The 22,330-nt window shown below is 48.6% G+C and carries 24 protein-coding genes and 2 riboswitches; of the genes, 12 read left to right on the top strand and 12 right to left on the bottom strand.

Annotated features, from left to right (window positions below; genetic code table 11):
• Positions 1–12: 12 nt before the first annotated feature.
• On the top strand, positions 13–669 hold the full coding sequence (locus tag ACX4JR_RS05830) for an HAD-IA family hydrolase (RefSeq protein WP_476060078.1): 657 nt from the start codon (positions 13–15) through the stop codon (positions 667–669).
• 29 nt (positions 670–698) lie between these two features.
• On the opposite strand, the gene ACX4JR_RS05825 is transcribed toward ACX4JR_RS05830, so the two are convergent.
• A complete protein-coding gene (locus ACX4JR_RS05825) occupies positions 699–989 on the bottom strand; it encodes a hypothetical protein (RefSeq protein ID WP_476060077.1) in 291 nt (96 codons plus the stop codon).
• A 176-nt stretch (positions 990–1,165) separates the two neighbouring features.
• Here ACX4JR_RS05825 and ACX4JR_RS05820 point away from each other — a divergent pair, with 176 nt between their 5' ends.
• The 5 genes from ACX4JR_RS05820 to ACX4JR_RS05800 all read left to right on the top strand — a co-directional run bounded on the left by ACX4JR_RS05820 (position 1,166) and on the right by ACX4JR_RS05800 (position 6,992).
• Complete coding sequence (locus tag ACX4JR_RS05820; RefSeq protein ID WP_476060076.1) at positions 1,166–1,876, top strand: ABC transporter ATP-binding protein; 711 nt, start codon at positions 1,166–1,168, stop codon at positions 1,874–1,876.
• 28 nt (positions 1,877–1,904) lie between these two features.
• Positions 1,905–2,672, top strand: coding sequence for an ABC transporter permease (locus ACX4JR_RS05815; RefSeq protein ID WP_476060075.1), 768 nt, complete (start codon positions 1,905–1,907; stop codon positions 2,670–2,672).
• Positions 2,673–3,048: 376 nt separating this feature from the next.
• Complete coding sequence (locus tag ACX4JR_RS05810) at positions 3,049–5,484, top strand: FtsK/SpoIIIE family DNA translocase (protein WP_476060074.1); 2,436 nt, start codon at positions 3,049–3,051, stop codon at positions 5,482–5,484.
• A 56-nt stretch (positions 5,485–5,540) separates the two neighbouring features.
• Entirely contained in the window at positions 5,541–6,713 is a 1,173-nt protein-coding gene (locus ACX4JR_RS05805; RefSeq protein WP_476060073.1) for an MFS transporter, read from the top strand.
• Between the two features lie 90 nt (positions 6,714–6,803).
• On the top strand, positions 6,804–6,992 hold the full coding sequence (locus tag ACX4JR_RS05800; RefSeq protein ID WP_476060072.1) for a hypothetical protein: 189 nt from the start codon (positions 6,804–6,806) through the stop codon (positions 6,990–6,992).
• A 170-nt stretch (positions 6,993–7,162) separates the two neighbouring features.
• On the opposite strand, the gene ACX4JR_RS05795 is transcribed toward ACX4JR_RS05800, so the two are convergent.
• The 4 genes from ACX4JR_RS05795 to ACX4JR_RS05780 all read right to left on the bottom strand — a co-directional run bounded on the left by ACX4JR_RS05795 (position 7,163) and on the right by ACX4JR_RS05780 (position 10,922).
• The gene (locus ACX4JR_RS05795) at positions 7,163–8,245 is read right to left on the bottom strand and encodes a thiamine phosphate synthase (protein ID WP_476060071.1); all 1,083 of its coding nucleotides are present in this window, start codon (positions 8,243–8,245) and stop codon (positions 7,163–7,165) included.
• Entirely contained in the window at positions 8,239–9,534 is a 1,296-nt protein-coding gene (gene thiC / locus ACX4JR_RS05790; RefSeq protein ID WP_476060070.1) for a phosphomethylpyrimidine synthase ThiC, read from the bottom strand. Before thiC ends, ACX4JR_RS05795 begins: the two co-directional genes overlap by 7 nt.
• Positions 9,535–9,552: 18 nt before the next feature.
• Positions 9,553–10,329 carry a sulfide-dependent adenosine diphosphate thiazole synthase gene (locus ACX4JR_RS05785; RefSeq protein ID WP_476060069.1) on the bottom strand — a complete coding sequence of 259 codons (777 nt, stop codon included), beginning with the start codon at positions 10,327–10,329 and terminating at the stop codon, positions 9,553–9,555.
• Positions 10,330–10,382: 53 nt separating this feature from the next.
• Positions 10,383–10,492: riboswitch (TPP riboswitch) on the bottom strand.
• A gap of 151 nt (positions 10,493–10,643) precedes the next feature.
• Positions 10,644–10,922: a late competence development ComFB family protein gene (locus ACX4JR_RS05780; protein ID WP_476060068.1), complete on the bottom strand. Its 279-nt coding sequence runs from the start codon at positions 10,920–10,922 to the stop codon at positions 10,644–10,646.
• 276 nt (positions 10,923–11,198) lie between these two features.
• Here ACX4JR_RS05780 and ACX4JR_RS05775 point away from each other — a divergent pair, with 276 nt between their 5' ends.
• Positions 11,199–11,741, top strand: a complete 543-nt coding sequence (locus ACX4JR_RS05775; RefSeq protein WP_476060067.1) for a hypothetical protein — start codon at positions 11,199–11,201, stop codon at positions 11,739–11,741.
• Between the two features lie 47 nt (positions 11,742–11,788).
• On the opposite strand, the gene ACX4JR_RS05770 is transcribed toward ACX4JR_RS05775, so the two are convergent.
• Positions 11,789–12,037, bottom strand: a complete 249-nt coding sequence (locus ACX4JR_RS05770) for a DUF3243 domain-containing protein (RefSeq protein WP_476060066.1) — start codon at positions 12,035–12,037, stop codon at positions 11,789–11,791.
• Between the two features lie 139 nt (positions 12,038–12,176).
• Between ACX4JR_RS05770 and ACX4JR_RS05765 the strand changes: the two genes are divergently transcribed.
• From ACX4JR_RS05765 to ACX4JR_RS05750, 4 genes are all read left to right on the top strand, one after another.
• A complete protein-coding gene (locus ACX4JR_RS05765) occupies positions 12,177–12,335 on the top strand; it encodes a hypothetical protein (protein WP_476060065.1) in 159 nt (52 codons plus the stop codon).
• Between the two features lie 79 nt (positions 12,336–12,414).
• Positions 12,415–12,558: riboswitch (molybdenum cofactor riboswitch) on the top strand.
• 192 nt (positions 12,559–12,750) lie between these two features.
• Positions 12,751–13,620, top strand: coding sequence for an ABC transporter substrate-binding protein (locus tag ACX4JR_RS05760; protein WP_476060064.1), 870 nt, complete (start codon positions 12,751–12,753; stop codon positions 13,618–13,620).
• A gap of 84 nt (positions 13,621–13,704) precedes the next feature.
• On the top strand, positions 13,705–14,406 hold the full coding sequence (locus tag ACX4JR_RS05755) for an ABC transporter permease (RefSeq protein WP_476060063.1): 702 nt from the start codon (positions 13,705–13,707) through the stop codon (positions 14,404–14,406).
• On the top strand, positions 14,396–15,142 hold the full coding sequence (locus ACX4JR_RS05750; protein ID WP_476060062.1) for a phosphate ABC transporter ATP-binding protein: 747 nt from the start codon (positions 14,396–14,398) through the stop codon (positions 15,140–15,142). The genes ACX4JR_RS05755 and ACX4JR_RS05750 overlap by 11 nt, the downstream gene beginning before the upstream one ends.
• Here the strand turns inward: ACX4JR_RS05750 and ACX4JR_RS05745 are convergent.
• Genes ACX4JR_RS05745 through ACX4JR_RS05730 form a run of 4 tightly spaced genes read right to left on the bottom strand, consistent with a single transcriptional unit; the run spans position 15,139 to position 18,449 of the window.
• Entirely contained in the window at positions 15,139–15,855 is a 717-nt protein-coding gene (locus tag ACX4JR_RS05745) for a hypothetical protein (RefSeq protein ID WP_476060061.1), read from the bottom strand. The genes ACX4JR_RS05750 and ACX4JR_RS05745 overlap by 4 nt on opposite strands.
• A 21-nt stretch (positions 15,856–15,876) precedes the next feature.
• Entirely contained in the window at positions 15,877–16,548 is a 672-nt protein-coding gene (locus ACX4JR_RS05740; RefSeq protein WP_476060060.1) for a P-loop NTPase family protein, read from the bottom strand.
• Between the two features lie 3 nt (positions 16,549–16,551).
• On the bottom strand, positions 16,552–16,851 hold the full coding sequence (locus ACX4JR_RS05735) for a hypothetical protein (protein WP_476060059.1): 300 nt from the start codon (positions 16,849–16,851) through the stop codon (positions 16,552–16,554).
• A 5-nt stretch (positions 16,852–16,856) separates the two neighbouring features.
• Positions 16,857–18,449, bottom strand: a complete 1,593-nt coding sequence (locus ACX4JR_RS05730; protein WP_476060058.1) for an AAA family ATPase — start codon at positions 18,447–18,449, stop codon at positions 16,857–16,859.
• Positions 18,450–18,548: 99 nt separating this feature from the next.
• On the opposite strand from ACX4JR_RS05730, the gene ACX4JR_RS05725 reads away from it, so the two are divergent.
• The gene (locus ACX4JR_RS05725; RefSeq protein WP_476060057.1) at positions 18,549–19,388 is read left to right on the top strand and encodes a copper amine oxidase N-terminal domain-containing protein; all 840 of its coding nucleotides are present in this window, start codon (positions 18,549–18,551) and stop codon (positions 19,386–19,388) included.
• Positions 19,389–19,471: 83 nt separating this feature from the next.
• On the opposite strand, the gene ACX4JR_RS05720 is transcribed toward ACX4JR_RS05725, so the two are convergent.
• On the bottom strand, positions 19,472–20,449 hold the full coding sequence (locus ACX4JR_RS05720) for a metallophosphoesterase family protein (protein WP_476060056.1): 978 nt from the start codon (positions 20,447–20,449) through the stop codon (positions 19,472–19,474).
• A gap of 30 nt (positions 20,450–20,479) precedes the next feature.
• A complete protein-coding gene (locus ACX4JR_RS05715) occupies positions 20,480–22,327 on the bottom strand; it encodes an ATP-binding protein (RefSeq protein WP_476060483.1) in 1,848 nt (615 codons plus the stop codon).
• Positions 22,328–22,330: the final 3 nt, after the last annotated feature.

Here is a 22,330-nt window from a genome sequence, read left to right as displayed (position 1 = left end):
AGCTGATGAATATTGAATTTTAAAGCGGTATTATTTGACCTGGACGGTACCCTGGTGGACTCCCTGCCGCTAATTCTGAAATCTTTCCGGGCTGCATTAAAACAGGTGAATTTATCCTTTAGTGATGAAGAAATATTAAAAACCGTGGGCTTACCCTTACGGGATATTTGCGTTCGCTTCGCCGGTGACAGGGGGCAAGAATTACTTAACTGTTACCTGGAATACCAAGATAAAATTCATGATTCGTACTTAAAAGAATACCCGGGAACAATGGAGGCGCTTGTTAATATAAAAAACCGCAGTTTCCGCCTGGGAATAGTTACTTCCAAGCGCCGGGTAATGGCGGAAAGGGGGATTAAGCTGACCGGCCTGGATAAAATCATTGAAGTGCTGGTGGCCCTGGAAGACGCCCCCCGGGCCAAACCCGAGGCCGAGCCGGTATTAAAGGCCCTTGAAGCGCTGGAAGTTGAACCACCGCACGCAGTATATGTCGGGGACAGCCCCTTCGACATTCGCTGCGGAAAAAAAGCCGGTGTCCAAACGGTGGGAGTAACCTGGGGCATTTCTTCCCGGAAACAACTGGAAAGGGAAGAACCCAATGCCATAATCGATAACTGGCAGCAACTTCTGGATTTTTTGGAAACCTCAAAAGGAAACCCGCGCCTTTAAGGAGCGGGTTATTAATTTTGTATAAAATTCTACCGGCTGATAATAATTAAAGATAAGGAGGTGAGCAAATGTCCAAAGTAGGGAAGTGTATTATTGAAGAATGTGTACACAATCAAAACCAACAATGCTTTGCTGACAGCATTGAAATACGTTCCAGCACCGCTGACAAAACCGTAGGCATGTCCGAAAACACTTGCTGCCATACCTTTAAACCAAAAGCTTAAGCCTAAAAACTCCCCGCTAAGGCGGGAGTTTTTTTTAATAATTTTTAATAATAAGGGTAAACTTTCATTGAACTCTCCAAGCTTTGCATCCCTCAAGATATAAAATTCTAATAACCTTAAGCAAATCAACCCCTTTAATACCCTCGCCTGAAGCAAACCTTATATTAACCCTTCCCTATTTTTTCCGTATATTATTTTTTAATTTATTAATTGCTTTAGTATAATAATATTGACTTTTGCTAAACGAGAGCCCTTAATGGAAGGGGTTATTTATGATAACTTCGCAAAAAATGCACGGGAAGAGGGGTAGCACCACGACCCTCTTTAAATTAGAAAGGGTAACAAAATACCGCCAAGTTTCGGCCGCCAGCAGAGTGGCAGTTTTACAAAACGTGTTCGCCCAAGTTGATAAAGGAAGCTTAATAACTATTATAGGACCGTCCGGCGCGGGGAAAAGCACCCTGCTTTCTTTATTTAACCGCCTGGAAGATGTGGACGACGGCAAAATATTTTACCGGGGAAAGGAATTAAGGGAATGGGACGTGCTGGAGTTACGCCGCCAGGTGGGATTGGTATTTCAGCGCCCGGTAATGCTCCCGGGAACTGTACTGGATAACCTGTTATACGGCCCAAGCATCCGTGGTAAACAACCGGAAATGACCCCTGCCGAATTAATGGAAATGGTTGGCCTGGATACGGAACTTTTAAATCGGAACGCCCAAAATCTTTCCGGGGGGCAGCAACAAAGGGTTGCCCTGGCCCGAACCCTGGCCAACGGCCCACGCATACTGTTACTTGATGAGATAACCGCATCCCTGGACCCGAAATCCACCGCAGCCGTGGAAAAATTAATTATCCGCCTTAACAGGGAGCGGGGATACACTTGCCTCTGGGTAACCCACGACAGGGAACAGGCCCGGCGGGTAAGCAATTATACCTGGCTGCTGCAAAACGGTAAAATTGAGGTAATATTTAACCGCTAGTTTCAAAATTTTTTCAAGGAGGCCTAAAATGTCTGTTTCGGCCCTACTCATCACCCTCATTTTCGTGGCCCTGGCCACGTTCTTGTCCCTTTGGCAGCGTCTCGGCCTGGAAAAAGACCTTTTGGTGGGAACAATAAGGGCAACAGTTCAATTGACGGCGGTAGGATATATTCTACAAGTTGTTTTTAATCTGGAAGACTGGCCATATCTCTTTTTAATGATTCTTTTAATGATGATAGTTGCCTCACAAAACGCCGCTAAGCGCGGCCCGGGTCTGGACGGAATATTTTTTAAAATACTGATTTCCATCGGCGCGGCTGAAGTTGTAGCCATGGTGATTTTATTGGGATTGCACGTAGTTGAAGCCACCCCGCGCTTTATAATCCCCTTAAGCGGCATGGTCGTAGGCAACTCCATGGTAGCCTGCGGGCTACTGCTAAACAGGTTGCGGAGTGAAATACATAACCACCGGGATGAAATCCAGGTAGCCCTGTCACTGGGCGCAACATCAAGACAAGCTGCGGATGTCGCTTTGCGCAGCGCGATCAGGGCCAGTACCATACCCGTAATAGACAGCCTTAAAACAGTGGGATTGGTACAACTGCCGGGAATGATGACGGGGCTAATCATAGGAGGAACCAGCCCGGTACAGGCAGTACGCTATCAATTGCTCATCCTATTTGTCCTTACTGCCGCAGTTACCCTTTCCGGTATTATTCTGGCTCTTTTTACTTATTCATCCATGTTTACCAATAACCACCAGCTAAAGCCGACATATTTATTTAAAACTGAATAAATTCCTTTGCTGTGGAAAAAAAATCCACAAAATAACACCACAAAAAAACTAATAACAGCAAGGCGTAAGAGTTTAAATATAGGATATATTCACAGTAATAAACAGATAATGTGAAAAGTTATACACAAATTGGGGAAAAATAGCTGACAATCTCTGTCATTTCTGTTATAATAATGGCAATAATCACCATTAGATTCCTGTTTGCCTCCTAACTTTCCCCTCCATGGGGTATTTTTTTTCACAAGTTATACACATTTATCCACAGTTTCAACATGCACTACCTTGCGTTTCCGGCCCAACTTGCTTCCATGTCCATTTTATGGTAAGCTGAAAAATATGCAGAAATATGAAATTTTCCGGAAGGATGACTTATTTTATGGCTAAAGCCGTAAAAAACGAGAAGATAAAAGAGAAGGTAAAATATGAAATATCGGGGCTGGCACTGCTTGCCCTGTCCTTTTTGACGCTGGCAAGTTTTATTACCCCGGGGGTAGGCAAAATTGGCCATTTCATTTCAACGGCAGCGAAAATTGCCGCCGGACAGGGCCGGTTCCTTATACCGGTTTATTTTGCCTTTGGGGGACTGCACCTTCTGGTAAGGCGCAGCTTTAAGCCGTCCCTTCGGGGTGCGGGCTTAATTATTCTTCTTTTAACCGTTTTAATATACCTGCATACCGGTTTCGCCCCGGAACAGTTATTTAGCGCGGCAAGGCAAGGTATGGGGGGCGGATTTTTGGGAGCGCTGCCGGCCTATATTCTATTGCCGTTTTTCGGCACCACAGGCACATACATAATCTTGGCAACTCTTTTATTGATCGGGATAACTCTGGTTACCGGCTCATCCATTGTCGACCTTACCCGGGCCGTTATTTCAAAGCTATCTTCCGGAGCAGCATTTTGTTGGCAGCAGCTTATCAACTATGTGTTCCCTGAAGAAGAAATCGCCCCGCAGGCAAGCAATTCCCTCAATGAGAAAAAGAAAAAATCCCGCAAAAAAAGGGTAAAAAAACGTAAATCCGAAAATGAAACAAATGAAATAAGTTACAACCAACCGGAATCCTTTTACCCGAATAATACTTTGCCAGTTAAAGTAAGTGAAGCCCAAGTAAATGAAGAAAGCCCAGCAGAAAAGGAAACAGCTAACGGGGAATTTTCCGCTGGAATTTCATCTTCAGGCCGCCAAAATTCCTTTTGTTTACCTTCGCCGGCTATGCTAAGGCCCTTAAACAAAAAGGGTAAAAAAGCCAAGTATGACATTCAGGAGCACAGCCAGCTGCTTGAGCAGATTTTGGCAAACTTTGGAATAAGGGCCAAAGTAATAAATGTTTCCGTGGGCCCCGCAATAACGCGGTACGAAATACAGCCTCCGCCGGGAATTAAAGTAAGCCGCATTGCAGGCCTGGCGGACGATATTGCCCTGGGAATGGCCACTTCAGGAGTGAGAATAGAAGCGCCGATCCCCGGAAAAGCCGCAGTGGGAATAGAAGTTCCCAACCCGCAAATAGATACCGTACAATTAAGGGAATTATTGGAAAGCAAGGAATTTATCAGCAGTACCTCTAAGCTGTCGGTAGCCCTGGGCAAAGATATTGCCGGCAATCCGGTGGTGGCCGACCTGGGCCGTATGCCCCACCTGCTTATTGCAGGGGCAACGGGGGCAGGTAAAAGTGTATGCGTAAATACGATCATCTGCAGCATACTTTTCAAGGCCACCCCAGAAGAAGTTAAATTCCTCATGGTGGATCCTAAAATGGTTGAACTGGCTAATTATAACGGGATTCCACATCTGGTCAGCCCGGTGGTTACGGACCCCAAAAAAGCTGCCGGGGCCTTGCGATGGGCCGTAAGGGAAATGGAACAGCGGTACGAACTTTTTGCCGCTGCAGGGGTCCGGGATATTAAACGATATAACCAAATTTGCCTGGAGGAAAAACAAAGTCTCGGGCTACAAAGATTGAAAAGTATCCTAACGCCCGACAACAAAAATGTTACACGGGATAATGAAACTACCGGCACTGACAAATTGGCACATACCAAAATCGGCGTTAAGGCCGGAGAAAAAAGTGAGACGGATACTACAAATACCAAACCGGACAAACAGCAGGAAAACAATAACCATTCCCTTACGCCCCTTCCCTATATTGTAATTGTTATTGACGAGCTGGCTGATTTAATGATGGTTGCACCTGGCGACGTGGAAGACGCTATTTGCCGTTTGGCTCAGATGGCCCGGGCTTGCGGCATACATCTTGTTATTGCCACCCAAAGGCCATCTGTAGATGTTATAACTGGACTGATAAAGGCAAATATTCCCTCCCGCATTTCCTTTGCCGTTTCCAGTCAAACCGACTCCCGTACTATATTGGATATGGCCGGGGCTGAAAAACTTCTGGGCAAAGGAGACATGCTTTTTTATCCTGTGGGAGCACCCAAGCCCTTACGGATTCAAGGAGCTTTTCTTACCGATGATGAAGTGGAATCGGTGGTAGAATTTCTGAAAGAACAGGCCCGTCCCACTTATAACGAGGAAGTACTGGCGGAACAACCTGAGGAAACAGCCCGTGAAAACAATGAAGACTGGGACGATTTATTACCCCAGGCCGCGCAAATTTTCATTGAAAGCGGCACCGCATCCATATCCATGCTCCAGCGCCGCCTGCACATTGGTTATACCCGGGCGGCCCGTTTGATGGATATTATGGAACGCCGGGGCATTGTAGGCAGGTACGAGGGAAGCAAGCCCCGGCAGGTGCTCATGACCTGGGAACAATATCTTCAGGTATTCGGTGAAAGACAGGCCCAGGCCAACTAAAAAGCGCCCGGACGGGCGCTTAATATTATGAAAATGCAACGAAGGGAAGGACCAAATTGCAAAAACCAGCAACGTTACAGGCCGGTTCTCAATCCCAACCGCTTTGGACAAAGGACTTTATCTTAATCAGCCTCGCTAACCTGGCCATGTTTCTGGGATTGCAAATCTTACTGCCAGCCCTGCCTGTTTTCGTGGATTACTTGGGCGGCGAAGACTTCCACGTAGGGCTGGTAATAGGTATTTTCACCGTTTCCGCCATGCTGGTAAGGCCGTGGGCGGGATTTTTTCTGGATACCAAGGGCAGGCGGGGAATTTTATTGGGGGGATTGGTCATTTTTATTGCCTCCGCCATGGCGTACAATTGGAGCACAGGAATTACCCTTTTGCTATTAACACGATTTTTACACGGCCTGGGATGGGGGGCATGTACCACCGCCGCAGGCACGGTTGCCGCGGATATTATTCCCGGCCCGCGAATGGGTGAAGGCATGGGATATTTTGGCCTTGCCACCGCCCTGTCCATGGCGGTGGCTCCTGCAGCAGGTATTTATGTGATAAATAACTTTTCCTTTACCCATCTTTTTTTCATATCCGCATTTCTAGCCTTTTTAGCCTTCATGTTCTCCTCGGGAATTCATTACCGAAAAGTGGAACAGGATCCCAATGCCCCCAAGCCGGTCCTTTATGAAAAAAGTGCCATCCGGCCTTCCCTGGTAATTTTTTTTGTTACCACTACCTTTGGATCCATCGTCTCCTTTTTAGTTTTGTACGCCATGGAAAGGGGTATAACTAACATTAGCCCCTTTTTTACCGCTTTTGCCGTAATAATGTTCATATCCCGCCCCGTTTCAGGAATTCTGGTTGACAAAAAGGACTATGACATAGTGGTAATGCCCGGGCTTATGCTACTGGCGGCAGCCATGCTCATTCTGGCAGCTGCCGATACCTTATGGATGTTTCTCGCCGCCGCAGTTGTTTATGGTTTAGGCTTTGGCTCGGTTCAACCCAGTATGCAGGCCCTCACGGTGAGGAACATTGAACCAAGCCGCAGGGGTGCTGCAAACGGTACCTTTTTCTCCTCCTTTGACCTGGGAATAGGAGCAGGATCAGTGCTTTGGGGCTTATTATCCCAGGCCGTCGGTTACGCCCATATGTACGCCATAGCCTCTGTTTCAGGTATACTCGCCCTGTCAATTTATCTGATATCGGGCAGAAAAAGCAAAGCCTAATAATATTTTGCATGATATTGTATATCCAAGTCTTTTCTGCGAAATGATTATAAATGAGCAAAGCATATTTTTCCCTTCGGAGGTGGTTTATTGAAAAATCAGGAGGTTGAGGAGAAACTAAATAATGTTGAAAATTACCTTTATGAAATTGACAAACTTGCCGGTGAAATCAAGGAGAAATATGAATTTTCTGCTGAAACCGGTACCATTGAAAAGATAAAAAAGCTGGCCAGCGAGGCAAAAGTAGAAGTTGCCGGTGCAAAAGCCAAAAACCAGTAAGTGGCAGCTAAGAGACTTCCTTTCATATTTCAAACCGCTAAATAATACCGGAAAAAGATATGGCCCGCAGGCGGCAAAACAACCTGCGGGCGCCGTATTATGGGGAAGGAAGATATTTACGTGGTATTAAATAAATATGCACGGGCCCTTAAAAGGGTGCAAACTTTAAATCAAGAGCCATTCTTGCTTTGAATTACTTCTCTGAGTTCCCTGGCCGCCTTCTCTACGTCCGGGGCAGCCACCACCGCGGTAATTACCGCTATTCCGTCGGCCCCGGCAGCCATGGCATCCGCGGCATTGTATGCTTTAATTCCCCCTATGGCCACCTTGGGAATCCTCACCAGCCGGGAAACCTTCCTGACCAGCTCCAGTCCCACCGGGGCGCAAACATCTTCCTTGGTATTGGTTTCAAATACCGGGCCCACTCCAATATAGTCCGCGCCGTCCTTTTCCGCCTGCAACGCCTGCTCTACACTATGCGTGGAAATACCTACCAGCTTTCCGGGCCCTAATATCTTTCTGGCAACGCTAACCGGCAAGTCATCCTGGCCCAGGTGTACGCCGTCTGCATCCACTGCAGCCGCCACGTCTACCCGGTCATTTACAATAAAAGTAACATTATGTTCCAGGGTTATCTTCCGGATTTCGCGCCCAACCTCAACCAGGCGGCGGGCGGTAAATTCCTTTTCCCGCAATTGAATTACCGTTGCCCCGCCTTTGATGGCCCCGCGCACCACCTGGGTTACCGGCCTACCCCGGGAAAACTTATCACCGGTAATAACATATAAACTGACATCCAATTTCTTCTTATGCCCCGCGGAAGCCGGATTTAGCCGGGGCAAAAGTATCCTTTCCAGCTCATAAGCCTGAAAGCGCAACGCCTTGGCCCCGGCTCCCAGTTCCTGGTTAACGAGTTTTCCATACTCTTCCAAAACCCTGGCAGCTTCCTGCACCCGCTTTATGTTGGCTATGACTACCTGCGAGCAGTCTTTCCGGGTCATCTCAGAAGGTAATTGGGACCGGGCCCCCACATCACCGGCGCTGTCCCGCGCATCCACCAGGGCATTGAGCCCCCCGGGAACATTCTCCACCATTACAAGTAAACGGTGGCGCATTTCTTTGATTACAGCAAAGGTCTTCCCGTCATCCAGCAGAAACCTGGCGGCATCCTCGATAACCCTCAGGCCCTCGCGCAAGCGGTTAAAGTTGGCGTCCAAAATTCGATAAACCATATTTGACTTCTCCTTTAGCAAGAACCTGTCTTACCAAGATGGCGCTCAACAATTTGCATGGCGCAGTAATCGCCGCACATTGTACAGGCTTCAGTATCCTCCGGGTTCCGGGTCCGGCGGTAGCGGCTGAATTTCTCCGGGTCCAGCGCCAGTTCCTTCTGGCGGTTCCAGTCCAGGGCCTTCCGGGCCACGGACATGGCATAATCCCACTCTTTGGCCCCAGGCACTCCTTTTACAATATCTGCAGCATGCCCGGCCAGGCGGCAGGCCATAACGCCTTCCCGCACATCATTTTCCGTGGGCAGGCCCAGGTGTTCGGCGGGGGTAACGTAACATAAAAAGTCAGCCCCTGCCATGGCAGCCACCGCACCGCCGATGGCCGCAGTTATATGGTCGTAGCCCGGAGCGATGTCGGTTACCAGGGGCCCGAGGACATAGAAGGGCGCCCCCTTGCAGAGACTTTTTTGTAACTGCACGTTTGCCGCCACCTGGTCCAGGGGTACGTGGCCGGGCCCCTCCACCATCACCTGCACCCCGGCTCTGCGGGCCCTCTCCACCAATTCACCCAGTACTATCAGCTCGGCAATTTGGGCCCGGTCGGTGGCATCACTTAGACAGCCCGGGCGCAAGCCATCTCCCAGGCTCAATGTTACATCATATTCCCGGCAAATTTCCAGCAAGCGGTCATATTCCTGGTAGAGGGGATTTTCCTTCTGGTGATGAAGCATCCAGCCGGTCAGAAAAGACCCTCCCCGGCTTACTATATCTGTCACCCGCCCCTGCCGCTTGAGGGTTTGTATAACTTCCCAGGTTACACCACAGTGCACGGTTAAAAAATCCACGCCGTCCTTGACGTGCTTTTCTATAACTTTAAAAAGGTCATCCGCGGTCATGTGCACCATGGCACCATATTTTTCCTGAGCTTCAACCATGGCCTGGTAAAGGGGCACGGTGCCTACCATTACCGGGCAATTATCCACTATGGCCCGGCGATTTTCATCCAAATTGCCCCCTGTACTTAAATCCATGATGCTGTCGGCACCGGCCTCAAGGGCGGCCTTAAGTTTTACCAATTCATCGTCAAGGTGAGGATAGGCAGTGGAAGTGCCGATATTGGCATTTACCTTGGTTCGCAGGCCTGCCCCCACTCCCAAGGGCTTCCGCCCGGCGTGATTTTTATTGTACGGTATGACAATGGTCCCTTCCTCTACCCCCCGCCTGATAAATACGGGATCCTGCTTTTCCTCTTCCGCCACTCTTTGCATGGCTTCCGTTATCTTCCCCTGCCGCGCCGCTTCCAGTTGGGTCAATATAAATTCCCTCCTGTTTTATTTCAATTTTTCCAACAGCTGATTGGCTGCCTTGCGCCCGGAAAGAAGCATGCCGCCAAAAATCGGGCCCATACGCTGCCCGCCGAAGGTGGCATTGGCCGCCATGCCGCAAACATAAAGGCCGGGATAAGCCTCACGGGTATTGGCGACTACTTGCTCTTCCCCCCGGTGGGCCCACATGGGTTTTTCTCCTTCCAATGCGCCGCTGGGAGTAAATAATACATTTCCCATTCGGTTTACTAATTTATTGACTACCGCTGCATCGTGGCCCGTGGCATCTAATACATATTTGGCTTCCATCATCATAGGGTCCACGTGCAAGCCTGTCATTTCCACAGCCGTCCAGTTAATTACCAGCCCTGCCAGGCGGTCCTCTTTCACCATAACATCTTCCACGGATATTAAGTTTAATACCCTGGCCCCGGACCGTACGGCCCCCAGAGTAAGGGCGGCTACACACTCTACAGAATTGGCAGTATAATACCCTTTTTCGTATTCCGTATAGTGGATGTTAAATTCATCAAATATTTCCCTGGCATCTTCCTGGAAAACCACTTGATTCATCATCATGCCGCCGCCCCACATACCTCCGCCCACACTGAGCTTACGCTCTAAAACGGTGGCCTTGACGCCGGCCCTGGCCAGGTAACTGGCCGCCACCAGGCCCGACGGGCCCCCGCCCACAATGACCACGTCCGACTGTAAAGCATCCACCAGCTCATTCCTGTAGGTGTCAATGATGGCCTTGGAAATTTTGATGTCTTCCAAATACATTTTGCCTTCATCCCTTTCATTTAAAATTTAAAGCACACCCGCAGGACAGGTGTGCTTTTGACTCAAATGCTCCCTGCGCGGGCATTACCCCGATCAGGTTCAACGGGTCAGGTGCTCACTAGCCCTTTCTCAGCCCATAACATGAGCTCCCCGGTAATATTAAATTGCTTATGCCTATTTTACTATAATAAGAAAAAAATGAAAACACCTTTTTAAAGTAGCCTGAAAAATTATTTCTGAATAAAGGGGGCACAATTGGTGGCTCCGAATCCGGTGCACCATATTAGAACTTATTCTTCAGCCAACCTTTTTCTTTAATCTACCCGGGAATGATGCGGGCGCATAGATACTATTTCCGCGGCTTTGATAACAGCCTGGGTAATATCTATGCGCATTTGCATTTCCAAGATGGCCGCTCTTTTTTTAACCTCGCCCTCATCGGTGACGACGTAATTAGTGGGTAAATTATTCAGGGCAATAGCAACCACATCCATCCTGCACCGCTTACACCCGCAAAAACCTTTAATTCCTTTTAAAATATCATCCAGCATATCGAAAAGAAGATGTTCCGTAACGTTTACCAGACGAAGCACTTTATCGCCCCTTAATTAAAGAATTTTATTATAAAATACTATGGGCAAGAGTGTTTTTCCTCTTTTATATAAGGTAATACTATATGAATTTGAAGGGATCCCAAATTAACGAATGGAATAGAAAGTTATATATGGAAAACTTGTTATCAAGAGGGGCTTATTCTAATCATTTTGTGCCGCCATGACCACTGGGAAAGGTAATAATCCCTCAGAGCTGGCAGGGGAAGCACCAGCTCAACTCCTACATGATAGGATGTTCCACGTGGAGGTTTAATTATGATTACAGCGGAAGATTACTCTTACCTTTATAAGATTACCGCAGAAATTACCCCTTTGGAAAGCGATTGCGGCCTTTTGTGCAACAGCATTTGCTGCTGCCCGGATGATAAAAACTCTTTGGGAATTTACCTTTTCCCCGGAGAGGAAAGTATGTTGGAAAAAGAAAACTGGCTGGTTTGGGAGAAACATGACCGCGATGAGCAATTTTTCCCTTTATCATGGCCGCAAACAGTATATTTTGTAAAGTGTATAAAGCGTTGCCCCAGGCATTCAAGGCCCCTGGCGTGTCGCTTTTTCCCCTTAGCCCCCCATCTTGCCCGGGAAAATAAGCTGCTTCTAATATATGAAACCATTCCGCTGCCATACAGCTGCCCACTGATTACCAACAAAATACCTTTGAGACAGGATTTTATTGATGCCGTGGCCAGGAGTTGGAAGATATTACTCAGTGATTACAGGATAAAGGAATTGGTGGAAGAAGATTCCCGGGAAAGGGAAGAAAACAACCAAAAAATAGAAGTAATATGGCAGCCGGGATAAAAAAAGACAGCTTTGCCAAGCCATCTTAATTAAAAACCTGATTGATTTTATGCTTTTGCAACCACCCTCGCCACCATGGAAGCGAGGGTTTTACGCTCTTCCTCGCTGCCCACATCCCATAGTTCCTTTAACAGGCGTTGTTCCCGGTTACCCGGGTCAAAGTTATTGGCAAAAAATTCACCCAGGCGATAGGCAATATCATTTATTCGCTCCCCCGACATACCTACCCATTCCGCGGCGTGAACGGCCCTGCCCAAGGTTTTCTTCCACTGGTGCCAATCCATATCTATTTCCATTGGCATCACCTCCGTTTTAGTTTGACACCGGAAATGATACTTAATTCAAATATTGCCGCAATAAAGTTAAATTTCATTAAATTTGCTGCAATGCAGGTAAAAAATTAGTACATACTATCAAGCAAAAGGAGGTTTTTAAATGGGGATATTTCGGCGCAGTGTATGGGAAACTTCACCTAAAGTAGATGCCGGAACCTTTAGCTTTTTACAACCGGGCTGGATAGGCTGGCATTTGATGGCCATACCGCTGATCTTTTGGGCCGGCCGCGCATCCAAGTCAAGAAGAAGAGTATATTAACTTTTTACCGCCGGGTGATATGCCCGGTTTTTATAATGAAGAAGGATCTTTTTAAATTATGTAGAAATACATAAAATGAAAGTTTTATAAGCTCCGAGCTGATGCCACCTACGGAAGATTATTCTATGGTGCTCAGCCGCGCCGGGTGCCCTTGCACCTGGCAAACGGCAGCCGGGAAACCGGTTCGCCCCCCATGGTGGAAAGGAGCGGGATTAATCGGTCGGTTAAACGATAACCGGGTCCTGTTTTCCGTGCCATGGGCCCGGTTTTCTTTTTGGGCCCTTTTCTTTTATTTAATCCCCGCCCCTTTCTTCCATATTTGAAACGACTAAGCGGAAAGGGGGGGAGGCCAGAGAACAGCATAAAGAAAAATCTAACACGTTATCTTAAATCATTTAAGAAAGGAGAAAACAGCATGCACAGACCTAAAAAGGCTTTTCCGTTAATGCTAAGCTTTTTATTAGTATTATTCCTTACAATTATCGCAACGGGGTGTGCGGGCCAAGGAACCAACGACCAAAAGGCAGAAAACAAGGCGGCACCGGACAACCCCAAAGTCACCCTGGCCACAACAACCAGTACCTACGACTCCGGCCTGTTAGATGAAATTATTCCGGCTTTTGAAAGGGAAACCGGCTATGAAGTACACATACTTTCCAAAGGAACCGGAGCTGCCCTGGAACTGGGCAAGCGGGGCGATGCCGACGTGCTCCTGGTGCACGCCAAGAACCGGGAGCTGCAGTTGGTTAAGGAAGGATATTTTGTTAACCGCAAGGATGTAATGTATAATGACTTTGTTATCGTAGGTCCCCCAAATGATCCCGCCGGTATTAAAGGCATGGAAAAAGCTGAGGATGCCTTTTCCAGGATTGCAGAAACAAAATCCACCTTTATTTCCCGGGGAGATGAATCGGGTACAAACATTAAAGAAAAAAGTATTTGGTCCCAGGCGGGAATTGAACCTTCCGGGGAATGGTACCTGGCCGTTGGCCAGGGAATGGGAGATACCCTGCGTATAGCCAGCGAAAAAAAGGCCTATACCTTCACCGACAGGGGTACTTACCTTTCCGTGAAGGACAAGCTGGACCTGAAAATTCTGGTGGAAGGCGACCCCATACTGTTTAACCAGTACGGCATTATGGCCACCAACCCGGAAAAGCACCCCGGCGTTAATTACGAGGGGGCCATGGCCCTCATAAACTTCATGGTATCAGAGAAGGGCCAGCAGATGATTGGCAATTTTACCAAGTACGGGGAACAACTTTTTGTGCCCAATGCCAAGTAAAACCAGAGGGCCGTCACTTCCCGCACATAAAAAGCAGGAAGTGACGGCCAAAAGACAATTTTTTAATTCAGCGGGAGAGTAGAAATGACACTCCTGGCAGGTATTATACAGGCCGCAAAACTGGTTGTCAGTCTCGACCCCACAATGATGGAAATAATATTTCTTTCCCTTAAGGTATCGGGCTCGGCGGTAATAATTGCCGCGGCACTGGGCATACCATACGGAGCCTACCTGGGACTCCGGCAGGCCGCCGGGGCAAAGTGGCAAATTAGAATAATATATACCTTCATGGGCTTTCCGCCCGTCGTGGCCGGCCTGGTGGTTTATTTGCTGCTTTCTTCCAGCGGTCCCTTTGGGGCCCTGGACCTGCTTTTCTCCCCGGCAGCCATGATTTTCGTACAGGCCCTTTTGGCATTCCCCATCATTACCGGCCTTTCCATGGTGGGAATCAGGGAAAGGAACATGGAGCTCAGGGATACCGCGGTATCCCTGGGTGCAACCCCACTGCAAGTGGCTGCCGCGGTGGTAAGAGAGGCCCGGTTTTCCATTATGGGAGCGGTAGTGGCGGGCTTCGGCCGGGTAATCGCCGAGGTGGGAGCGGTTATGATGGTAGGGGGAAACATTGAAGGACATACAAGGGTGATGACAACGGCCATTGTTCTAGAAACCCGCAAGGGAAATTTTGAATTGGCCATCGGCCTCGGGCTGGTGCTCTTAACCCTTGCTTTTTTGATTAATTCGCTCCTATACTGGATACAAAACAGGGGAAATGCTTATGAGCGGTAATGAAACATTATTTGAAATAATATCCTTATCCCAGCAATACGCAAATAAAGAAGTTTTAAACATAGACAGGCTTTCCCTGGAGGCCGGAAAAATTTATGGCATTATGGGGCCCAGCGGGGCAGGTAAAAGCACGTTGTTGCGTATTTTAAACCTTCTGACCCCCCCCACCCGGGGAAAGATATATTACCGCGGGCAGGACATTTATGCGCTTAAGTCCAAAGACAGGCTTGACATTCAACGCAAAATGACCATGGTTTTCCAAAAACCCGTTCTTTTTAATGCCACGGTAAGGGAAAATGTGGCCTACGGCTTGAAAATTAGAGGGACAGGACGCGGAGATATAGCTAAAAAGGTTAATGCAGCACTGAAGCGTGTCGGCCTTGAACACATGGCAGGACGCAGCGCCCTTTCCCTTTCCGGCGGTGAAAGCCAGCGGGTAGCCCTGGCCAGGGCAATAGTCCTTGATATCGAAGTGCTTTTATTGGACGAACCTACGGCCAACCTTGATCCCGGAAATATAGCCATAATTGAGCAGCTGATAAAGCAGCTTAACAGGGAGCGAAAACTTACTGTAATTATGGTCACCCACAATATTTTCCAGGCCCAACGCATTGCCGATGAGGTAATTTTTCTTCATGGCGGGCAGCTGGTGGAAAAAGCCTCCACGGAAAAAATTTTTTCCGCACCGGAAGACAGGCGCACCCGCCAGTTTATTAACGGAGAAATGATTTATTAATGGATCAGCCTTTCCGGAATGCGGGGGCCCCCGTATATTCGAACTTTACCATTTTTCAATTCCACCCGGTCTATATGAAAAACTTCCACTACCGGTATGCCCAGCATCTTGCGGGAAAGCACGTCCTCAAGGGCAGGAACCTGCATCAAATCCAGCCGCAAAGTATTACCTTTTACAGCAAGCCCCGGTATTTTCTTTACCACCCGGCGGTAAATATGTTCTTCACCGGCAATTTTTCTTAAAATACTTATACCGGCTGAACAAATAATACCTAGCAGGGGATTTTGGGGAGTCACCCGCGGAAACTCCAAAATATCCCCTGTAACCTCCCGCTTTCCCCGCTGAAGTATTACTCTTATATTTCCTAATTTTACTGATACTTGAAATCTAACCGGCCCCTTATCAATGTCCAGGGTGCAAATAATATAACCATCCTTCACCATAACCGCGATACATTTTATCTGTTTATTCCCCTCTAAAATACGCTCCAAAAAACGGGTAATTGTGAATTGTGATATGGTAATCCTGCTGGCGAACAAATCAACCACATCATTATCCCTTTGCAGGTGCAGCAGCAGTTCAGTGCCACGGAAAAATGATTCCATTTTTTTTTGCAGGGCCGGCAGGTCATCCAGATATTCCAGTACTTCCAGAAATACATTTTTAGCCCCGCCCCTTAATATCACATCATTTAAAAATCCTTTTATCCCCATATGTACCTCCAAGCCACCCGGTTAGTCCCCCGGACGCAGTTGACTTTTTCCCTCAACCAGGTCAACAACGTAAACCCGGTCCGCAGTCTCGGCAAAGTGCCTGTTATGGGTAACCATCAGCACCTGTCTTCCAAAGGCATCGGAAAGGCTTTTTATAAACCGGGCAAGATTTGGAGCAAATTCCTGGGAAACATGTTTGCCAGGCTCATCCAACAGCAGCGGCCCGGGAAGGGAAGGTACCGAGGTTTCCAGCAGGGCCATACGCAGGGCCAAGGAAATTACATCTACCACTCCCCCGCCCCGGGCATCCTCCGGCCTGGTTCTCACTTTCACTCCGCCGTAGGTAGAAACAACATAAAACTCTGCCTCCGGCTGTCCCCGCCGCTCAAGCAACTCTACTTCAAAGGCAATATCGGACCCGAAGGTGTACTGCAGGGCCTGGGTAACCATGTGTTGTATTTGCTGGCGGGCCTGTTCCCGCGCGTAGGCTGAAGATTCCTGAAACAATATTTTTACTTGCTGCAACAGTTCAAGCCGCCGGCGAACTTCCTCCCTCCGCTTCAGTGCTTCCTTTTTTTGCCGGCGCAATTCCTCGGCCCGGCCCTTGCGCCTGTAATAATAAGATTCAAAGGCACTCAAAACCGAGCGCAACCTGACAACTTCTTCCGCCCTGCCCTTTCTCCGCTCTTGCACGTTCTATTCCTCCCCCTCCGGCAGGGGGGCCGAAGATTTTATTAAATCCCACGGAATCAATTGTTCTATTTTATCAATTAATAACTCAATTTCCCGCTGTAATTTTTCTATATATTCATCCAACTGGTCGGGCTCCACCCCGTAGGCCCTAATCTGCTCCACCAAATCCTTCTCTTGTTTCGATAATTCTTCAAGTCTTGTCTCTGCCTGAATGCGCAAATTATTGGCACGGTCCAAGCCCTCTTTTAATTTTTGAAGCTTCGCGATATAATCCCCTTCCTGTACAAAGCCTTTTTTATCCATTGCCCTTAACCACTCCTTTTCTTCAATTGCAACACTATTTTTTCCAGGGTCTCCCGGTCCACCACATTAAAACAGGTGGGGCACCGGCCCAGGGATTTTAACAAGCTGCCGTACCGAAAAACCAGTTCCTCCAGTTCCTTTTCCTTTTCACCTAGATACTCTCGCCCCATTCTTATTCGCTGCCTGGTATCCATAAGCCGTACCCGGTAATCCTTTAGAAGGGCTAGTGTCTGGGACATCCGGGTTAACGTTTCCACTTCCTCCACCGCCCCGGGAACTTTATCCGTCCTCTTCAGCAATTCCCCTATTCTTGCCATATCCTCAAGCAGCCGGCATAAGCGTCGTCTTAAGGGGAGGAGCTGACTTACAAGAGCCATCTTTTCGTTTAAAGAAGATAACCGGCCGGCCCCCTCTTCCACATTGCCCACAGCCTGTAACATTTGCCGGCATAAATTTAAACTTTCCCTGATACCTTTCAGGGAAGCAGCCAGTTTCACCATGGTATCCCGCTTCTCAGAAAGGTCTTTGGCTCTTTGCCAATGGTACATCCCCCTGGGCGCCCCGCTCACCCTTTGCAGTACATTTTCCAGGAAATATTTCTCCCGCCTGATCGCCCTGAGTTTTTGATTAACCCCGGAAAGCTCCCGGTACTGCCCACTAAAACCTTCCAATTTCCTCATCAGGCCAAGCCCGCCGGGAATTCCACGGGTCTTTTTAGATATCCGGACTGCCCTGTTTAAATTTTCCCGCACCGTATGTAGACGCCGCCGGAGCTCAAGGGAGTTTTTCCAGCAATGAATTTTGTTTTCCGCCGAGGTTAACTCCCCACGTAGATTATCCAACTTTGAAAGTTTTTTCAATGCTGTCTTTACGCTATTTAAATTTACCCTCACGCTGGAAAGTTCAGCCCTCAAGGTGAACAGTCGGGACAAATTTTCATTTTTTACTTCCAGGCGTTCTACCAGTTGCCGGCATTTTTCCAAACACCGCTCCATTTCGGGCAGATCGGCATATTCTTTAAGTGATTCATCCAGTTCGGCTATATATCCCGCCAGCTCATCGTCTTTCTTCCGTAAGGATAGCATTTCCTGCTGCACATCCCGGGCGGCGGCATCAATAAGATGTACCGAGTGCAGGCGCCCAATGGCCTTGGCCTTCAAAGAGCCGGGGCTGGATAATAAAAAAGGACCGTCAAGCTGCAGGGAAAGGTTGAGAGATACATGTAAATCTTCGTCCAATTTTACCTTGGCAACTCCATGCAAAGCACTTATTTCAGCCGGCACTTCGGTACCGAATTTTTCAAATACTTCCTCTCTCCCGCCCGGCCTTTGGATGACGTACCTGTTTTTACTGGAAGTACGTTCTCTGGTAATCCTGGTTCCATCTTCCATAATCACAGTAACCCTGGCAGTGCTGGCACCACTGCGAATGAACCCGGTGCCCCGGGGCTCATTCTCAAAAAGCCATCTCAGCGCTCTTATTACTGCAGATTTACCTCGGTCTGACTCCCCAACCAAAACGGTTAGTCCCCGGGAAAGCTCAAATTCCGTTAATTCGTGGGATTGGAAATTTTCAATGATAACCTTGGATATATACAAGTTATCGCCCCCACACTTTAAATTCCCACTGGGGAAGGAATATCAAAAACCAGGCTGTAATATATAGTAGGGATAGCCCTTGTAAGGAGAGTGCAGCCGGTGAAAAGAATTTATATATTTCCCCTGACAGTTATAATTTTATTGCTCTCGGTTCAACCTGTGGGCGCAACCACCGAGCAGCGGCGGGTTATGCTGGCCGTAGATAGTAAGCTGGCCACTGTCAACGGGGAAGTACGGTTTCTTAAAACCCCTCCCTTTATCGCTGGCGGCAGAACCCTGGTGCCACTTCGCTTTATCAGTACCGCATTTTCAGCCGGTGTTGAATGGAACCAAGCCACAAAAACCGCCCACATACGCCTGGAAGACCAGCATATCAAAATTTCGCCCGGCATGTCACATGCCACAGTAAATAACTACCAGGTAAAACTAGAGGCCCCTGCTCTAATTAAAGCAGAAACGATTTTTATCCCCCTTAGATTTGTCAGTGATACAATGGGCGCCCAAATCCAGTGGAATGGCGCAAATCGCACCATAAATATCACCATGAACTCATACAAACACGATAAAGCCGGCTTTAGCTTTATACTGCCGGGTAGTTTAACCGTATACAGAGAGGATGAATATACGACCAGCTTTTCCGGGCCCGGGGACAGGGCCCTGGTTGTTGAAAAAATTAGCGGGCTTGATACCGGCGAGGCCCCAAAGGCCGCTAAATCAAATTTTGAAAAAATCAAGGAAGAATTTCCCCAAGCTAAAATTTTATTAGAATCGGAATACGAATTGTGGATTTCCAAGGGTAACTTGACCATGCTGTGTAAAGTAGTGCCAAGAGGGGAAAATTATTTCTTTATCGTCTACCAGTTGCCCGCAGACCGGTTCGAGCAGCAGGGTAGATACGAGTACCAGCTGGTAGTTAATACTTTAAAAGACCCGCCCTAAAAGTAGTACTTTCCTTGGGGCCGGTGCGCCCCCGCTGCGCTTAGACATCCCACGCCGTAACGCCCAAGCCGAGCTGTGGGGATCTAGTCCCCCAATTCCTCCTGTACTTTGGCCAGCCTTTTCAGGGCTTCTTCCTTAACTTCTCCGGAAAGACCGTCCCGGACTGCAATGGTTTCAATTATTTCTTCCAGGCGGGTCATGCGGTAGTCTCCAGCGGCCCGTATTCCCTGGACAAACATGGATAGTCTTTCCTTTTGAAATTCCTCCCGCTCGATGTGACTGCGGTCAAGTACTTCTTCCCCCGGCAACGCGGACCGCAAGGGAATTTTTTTGTATTTCGGCGGGCAGGCGGAAAAATCCAGCAATAATACCGATGGTCTCCTTTTAATTTCCCGTTCCAGCGCCGAAATGCGCACCAGTGCCCCCGGGTTCAGAAAAAACTTACCTTTCCATTCCGTATCCTGAAAACCCAGGTGGGCATGGCCGGCAAGAGTAAACAGGGCCTCGGTTTTATCAGCTATTTTTTCTATTAAAGTATAGGCCGCACCCGGGTAAGCAGGGCGCTTGAGAAGCATTCCGTGCACCATGTGCACCGCCGCATCGCAATTAACTGCCTTCACCGTGTAGTCCAAAACAGGGTCCCGCCTGTCTATTTCATAGTGAAAATGTTGGCCGGTAAGTTGCACGGTAACATTCCCGTCACTGAGATATTCCGGCACCCCCGGCTGCAATACCCGGAACAGGCCCAATTCGGCGGCAAGGCCCAATATGGTACGGTGCATTGTGGCAGGATTCTGCCCGAACAGATCATGGTTCCCGGCAATTATGTAAACCGGGGCCGGCATTTGCCTGAAAACACCCAAAAATTCCCGGGATACGGCCAGGGAAGGCCCCGGAGTATCAAAAAGGTCCCCGCCGTGAAGCACGGCATGAACCCCGTACTCTTCGGCCAAGGCTGCCACTTCTTTTAGTTTTTCGGCCACTGTTTCCGGGAAATTGTCCTTGCGCCCCCGGGGGCTGTTACCCCTAATGTGAGTATCGGTAAAAAAGAGTAACTTCAATTTTGGTTCCCCCTTAACTGGCACCAGTACCTACCTGGCATAAAATTTGGTCCCAAAGGGTGTTTCTTCTGCCACCACTTTGCCTGCCGCCACCAGTTCCCGCATTCGTTCCACCAATTGATTGGCTTCCAGCGGCCTGCCCAGCTCCTTGGAAATGGTATCCAGCAACAAGTGCACCTCATGGGTAGCAAAGGGTAATTTATCCTTAATTACTTTCCAGAAATTATCTTCATCAGTATTATATTTTTCTTCTAGCTCGTCAAAGGGATTTTTGGTATGGGGACTCGCCGTGGCAGCACAGCGAAAGCGAACAGGAACCGTCCTCCCGGTTATGGCGGAAGAAATAAATGCATTCCCGGAATTAAGATAAGGAAGGCGCCGGGCCTCTTCCGCCCCGATATCCGTTTCCTCCTTTATGACGTTGATATCAGTAGCCCTGACGGTACGAAAGATAATTTTTGTGTTTAATTGTGCCGTTACAGTATCATCCAAAAGGGCCGGCCGCTGAGTGGCCACACATAGATTAACCCCGTATTTGCGTCCTTCCTGGGCGATACCCCGCATCACCCTCTTGCTGTACGAATCACGGTCACCTTTCATGGCAAAATTATGGGCTTCATCGGTAACCAGCAAAAACGGCGGGAACCATTCAGCCTGCTCGCCCTTCTGGCGCGCGTCCTGGTAATCCCTCCGCTTGCGGTAAAGGCGCTCAAAAAGGTAGGCCCCGTAGACCTGCAACAGTTTAACCGGCCCCCTTACCACCGCCAGCTTGCCCCTTAACACCGCCTCCTCCACAGGAGCCGTGCCCGCGGTAAAAATTCCTTCTCGCTCGAGCCCGTTAAGCCTCCAGGCAATCCCTTTCAAAGAAGATAAGTGTCCAACCCGGTCCTTATACTTTCTGTACAGCTGCTGCAAGTGCTCCAGCCTTTCCCCTTCAGCGGGATCATCTATAGTAGTTGGGTCCTGCCTGGCAAGGGATTCGTCTTCCATTACGGCAATCAAGCCGTGGAGCTTGGCGGAAAAAGAGGCATAAGAGTCCCTGGAGTCGTGCAGGGTATATACCGCGTTGGCCATGGCCTCACTGAGGGGTTCACCGGAGCCCAACAGGCTTACCAATTCCGAGGCCTTCAAATCGGTAAAATCCACCCCCACATCCACCCCGACCACAAATAACTGGTAACGCCCGGTAAAATCCAGCCTGTGCTTGTCCGGAAGCCCTGCAAAGGGAGTGGAAAAATCCATTTCCCAGTGAGGGTCGAGCACCACTGCCGGAACCCTTTTAAGCATGAATTCTTCCAACAGCACCCGCAGGCCAAAGGACTTTCCGGAACCCGACCCTCCGAAAATACCTATATGGGGATACTCGTTCATTGACTTATAGTCAAAAATAAAGGGCACCCCGTCTTGGGCCCGTATTCCGGCATCTCGCTCGTATAAAGATAAAATATCGGAAAGATTATGGGGGAGATCCGGCAGGAGATTGCCGGTTCCCCTTATGGTTCCCAGGGTTAAGCCGGCATCCGGGCGCTTGCGCACCAATAAATCCTCAACTTCATAAAATCTTGGCAGGCGTACCCGGCACCCTACCGCCACGGGCGTGGAAATTTCACCTATAATGCGCAGCCTGGCAATATTAATCTCTTCGTCCTCCACACTATAACCTACCGCCTTTAAGCCGGCCAGCACCCGCTCATCGATCAGGCCGTTGGCCTCCGTCGCCAGGGGTATATAGCGGTTGAAACTCTGGGTCTCAACCACCTCGCCCCGGGGATTGCCTCTTGCCGGATCTTCAATTAAGAGTATTTCATTTATGATAAACTTTCGCTCCCGGGAAGCCACCCAAACCTCTTGTTGGGTAGTAGCCCCAACCACTTGCATTTG

This window comes from Desulfofundulus sp. JL263-se (assembly GCF_056316025.1).
The sequence above is the reverse complement of the archived record's forward strand: the minus strand, read 5'-3'. Positions and strand labels throughout refer to the sequence as shown.

Coding starts and splice junctions, on each gene's coding strand:
- ACX4JR_RS05820 (WP_476060076.1), top strand. CDS start 1,166: ATGATAACTTCGCAAAAAATGCACGGGAAGAGGGGTAGCACCACGACC.
- ACX4JR_RS05815 (WP_476060075.1), top strand. CDS start 1,905: ATGTCTGTTTCGGCCCTACTCATCACCCTCATTTTCGTGGCCCTGGCC.
- ACX4JR_RS05810 (WP_476060074.1), top strand. CDS start 3,049: ATGGCTAAAGCCGTAAAAAACGAGAAGATAAAAGAGAAGGTAAAATAT.
- ACX4JR_RS05785 (WP_476060069.1), bottom strand. CDS start 10,329: ATGTATTTGGAAGACATCAAAATTTCCAAGGCCATCATTGACACCTAC.
- ACX4JR_RS05775 (WP_476060067.1), top strand. CDS start 11,199: ATGATTACAGCGGAAGATTACTCTTACCTTTATAAGATTACCGCAGAA.
- ACX4JR_RS05770 (WP_476060066.1), bottom strand. CDS start 12,037: ATGGAAATAGATATGGATTGGCACCAGTGGAAGAAAACCTTGGGCAGG.
- ACX4JR_RS05765 (WP_476060065.1), top strand. CDS start 12,177: ATGGGGATATTTCGGCGCAGTGTATGGGAAACTTCACCTAAAGTAGAT.
- ACX4JR_RS05760 (WP_476060064.1), top strand. CDS start 12,751: ATGCACAGACCTAAAAAGGCTTTTCCGTTAATGCTAAGCTTTTTATTA.
- ACX4JR_RS05755 (WP_476060063.1), top strand. CDS start 13,705: ATGACACTCCTGGCAGGTATTATACAGGCCGCAAAACTGGTTGTCAGT.
- ACX4JR_RS05750 (WP_476060062.1), top strand. CDS start 14,396: ATGAGCGGTAATGAAACATTATTTGAAATAATATCCTTATCCCAGCAA.
- ACX4JR_RS05745 (WP_476060061.1), bottom strand. CDS start 15,855: ATGGGGATAAAAGGATTTTTAAATGATGTGATATTAAGGGGCGGGGCT.
- ACX4JR_RS05735 (WP_476060059.1), bottom strand. CDS start 16,851: ATGGATAAAAAAGGCTTTGTACAGGAAGGGGATTATATCGCGAAGCTT.
- ACX4JR_RS05715 (WP_476060483.1), bottom strand. CDS start 22,327: ATGCAAGTGGTTGGGGCTACTACCCAACAAGAGGTTTGGGTGGCTTCC.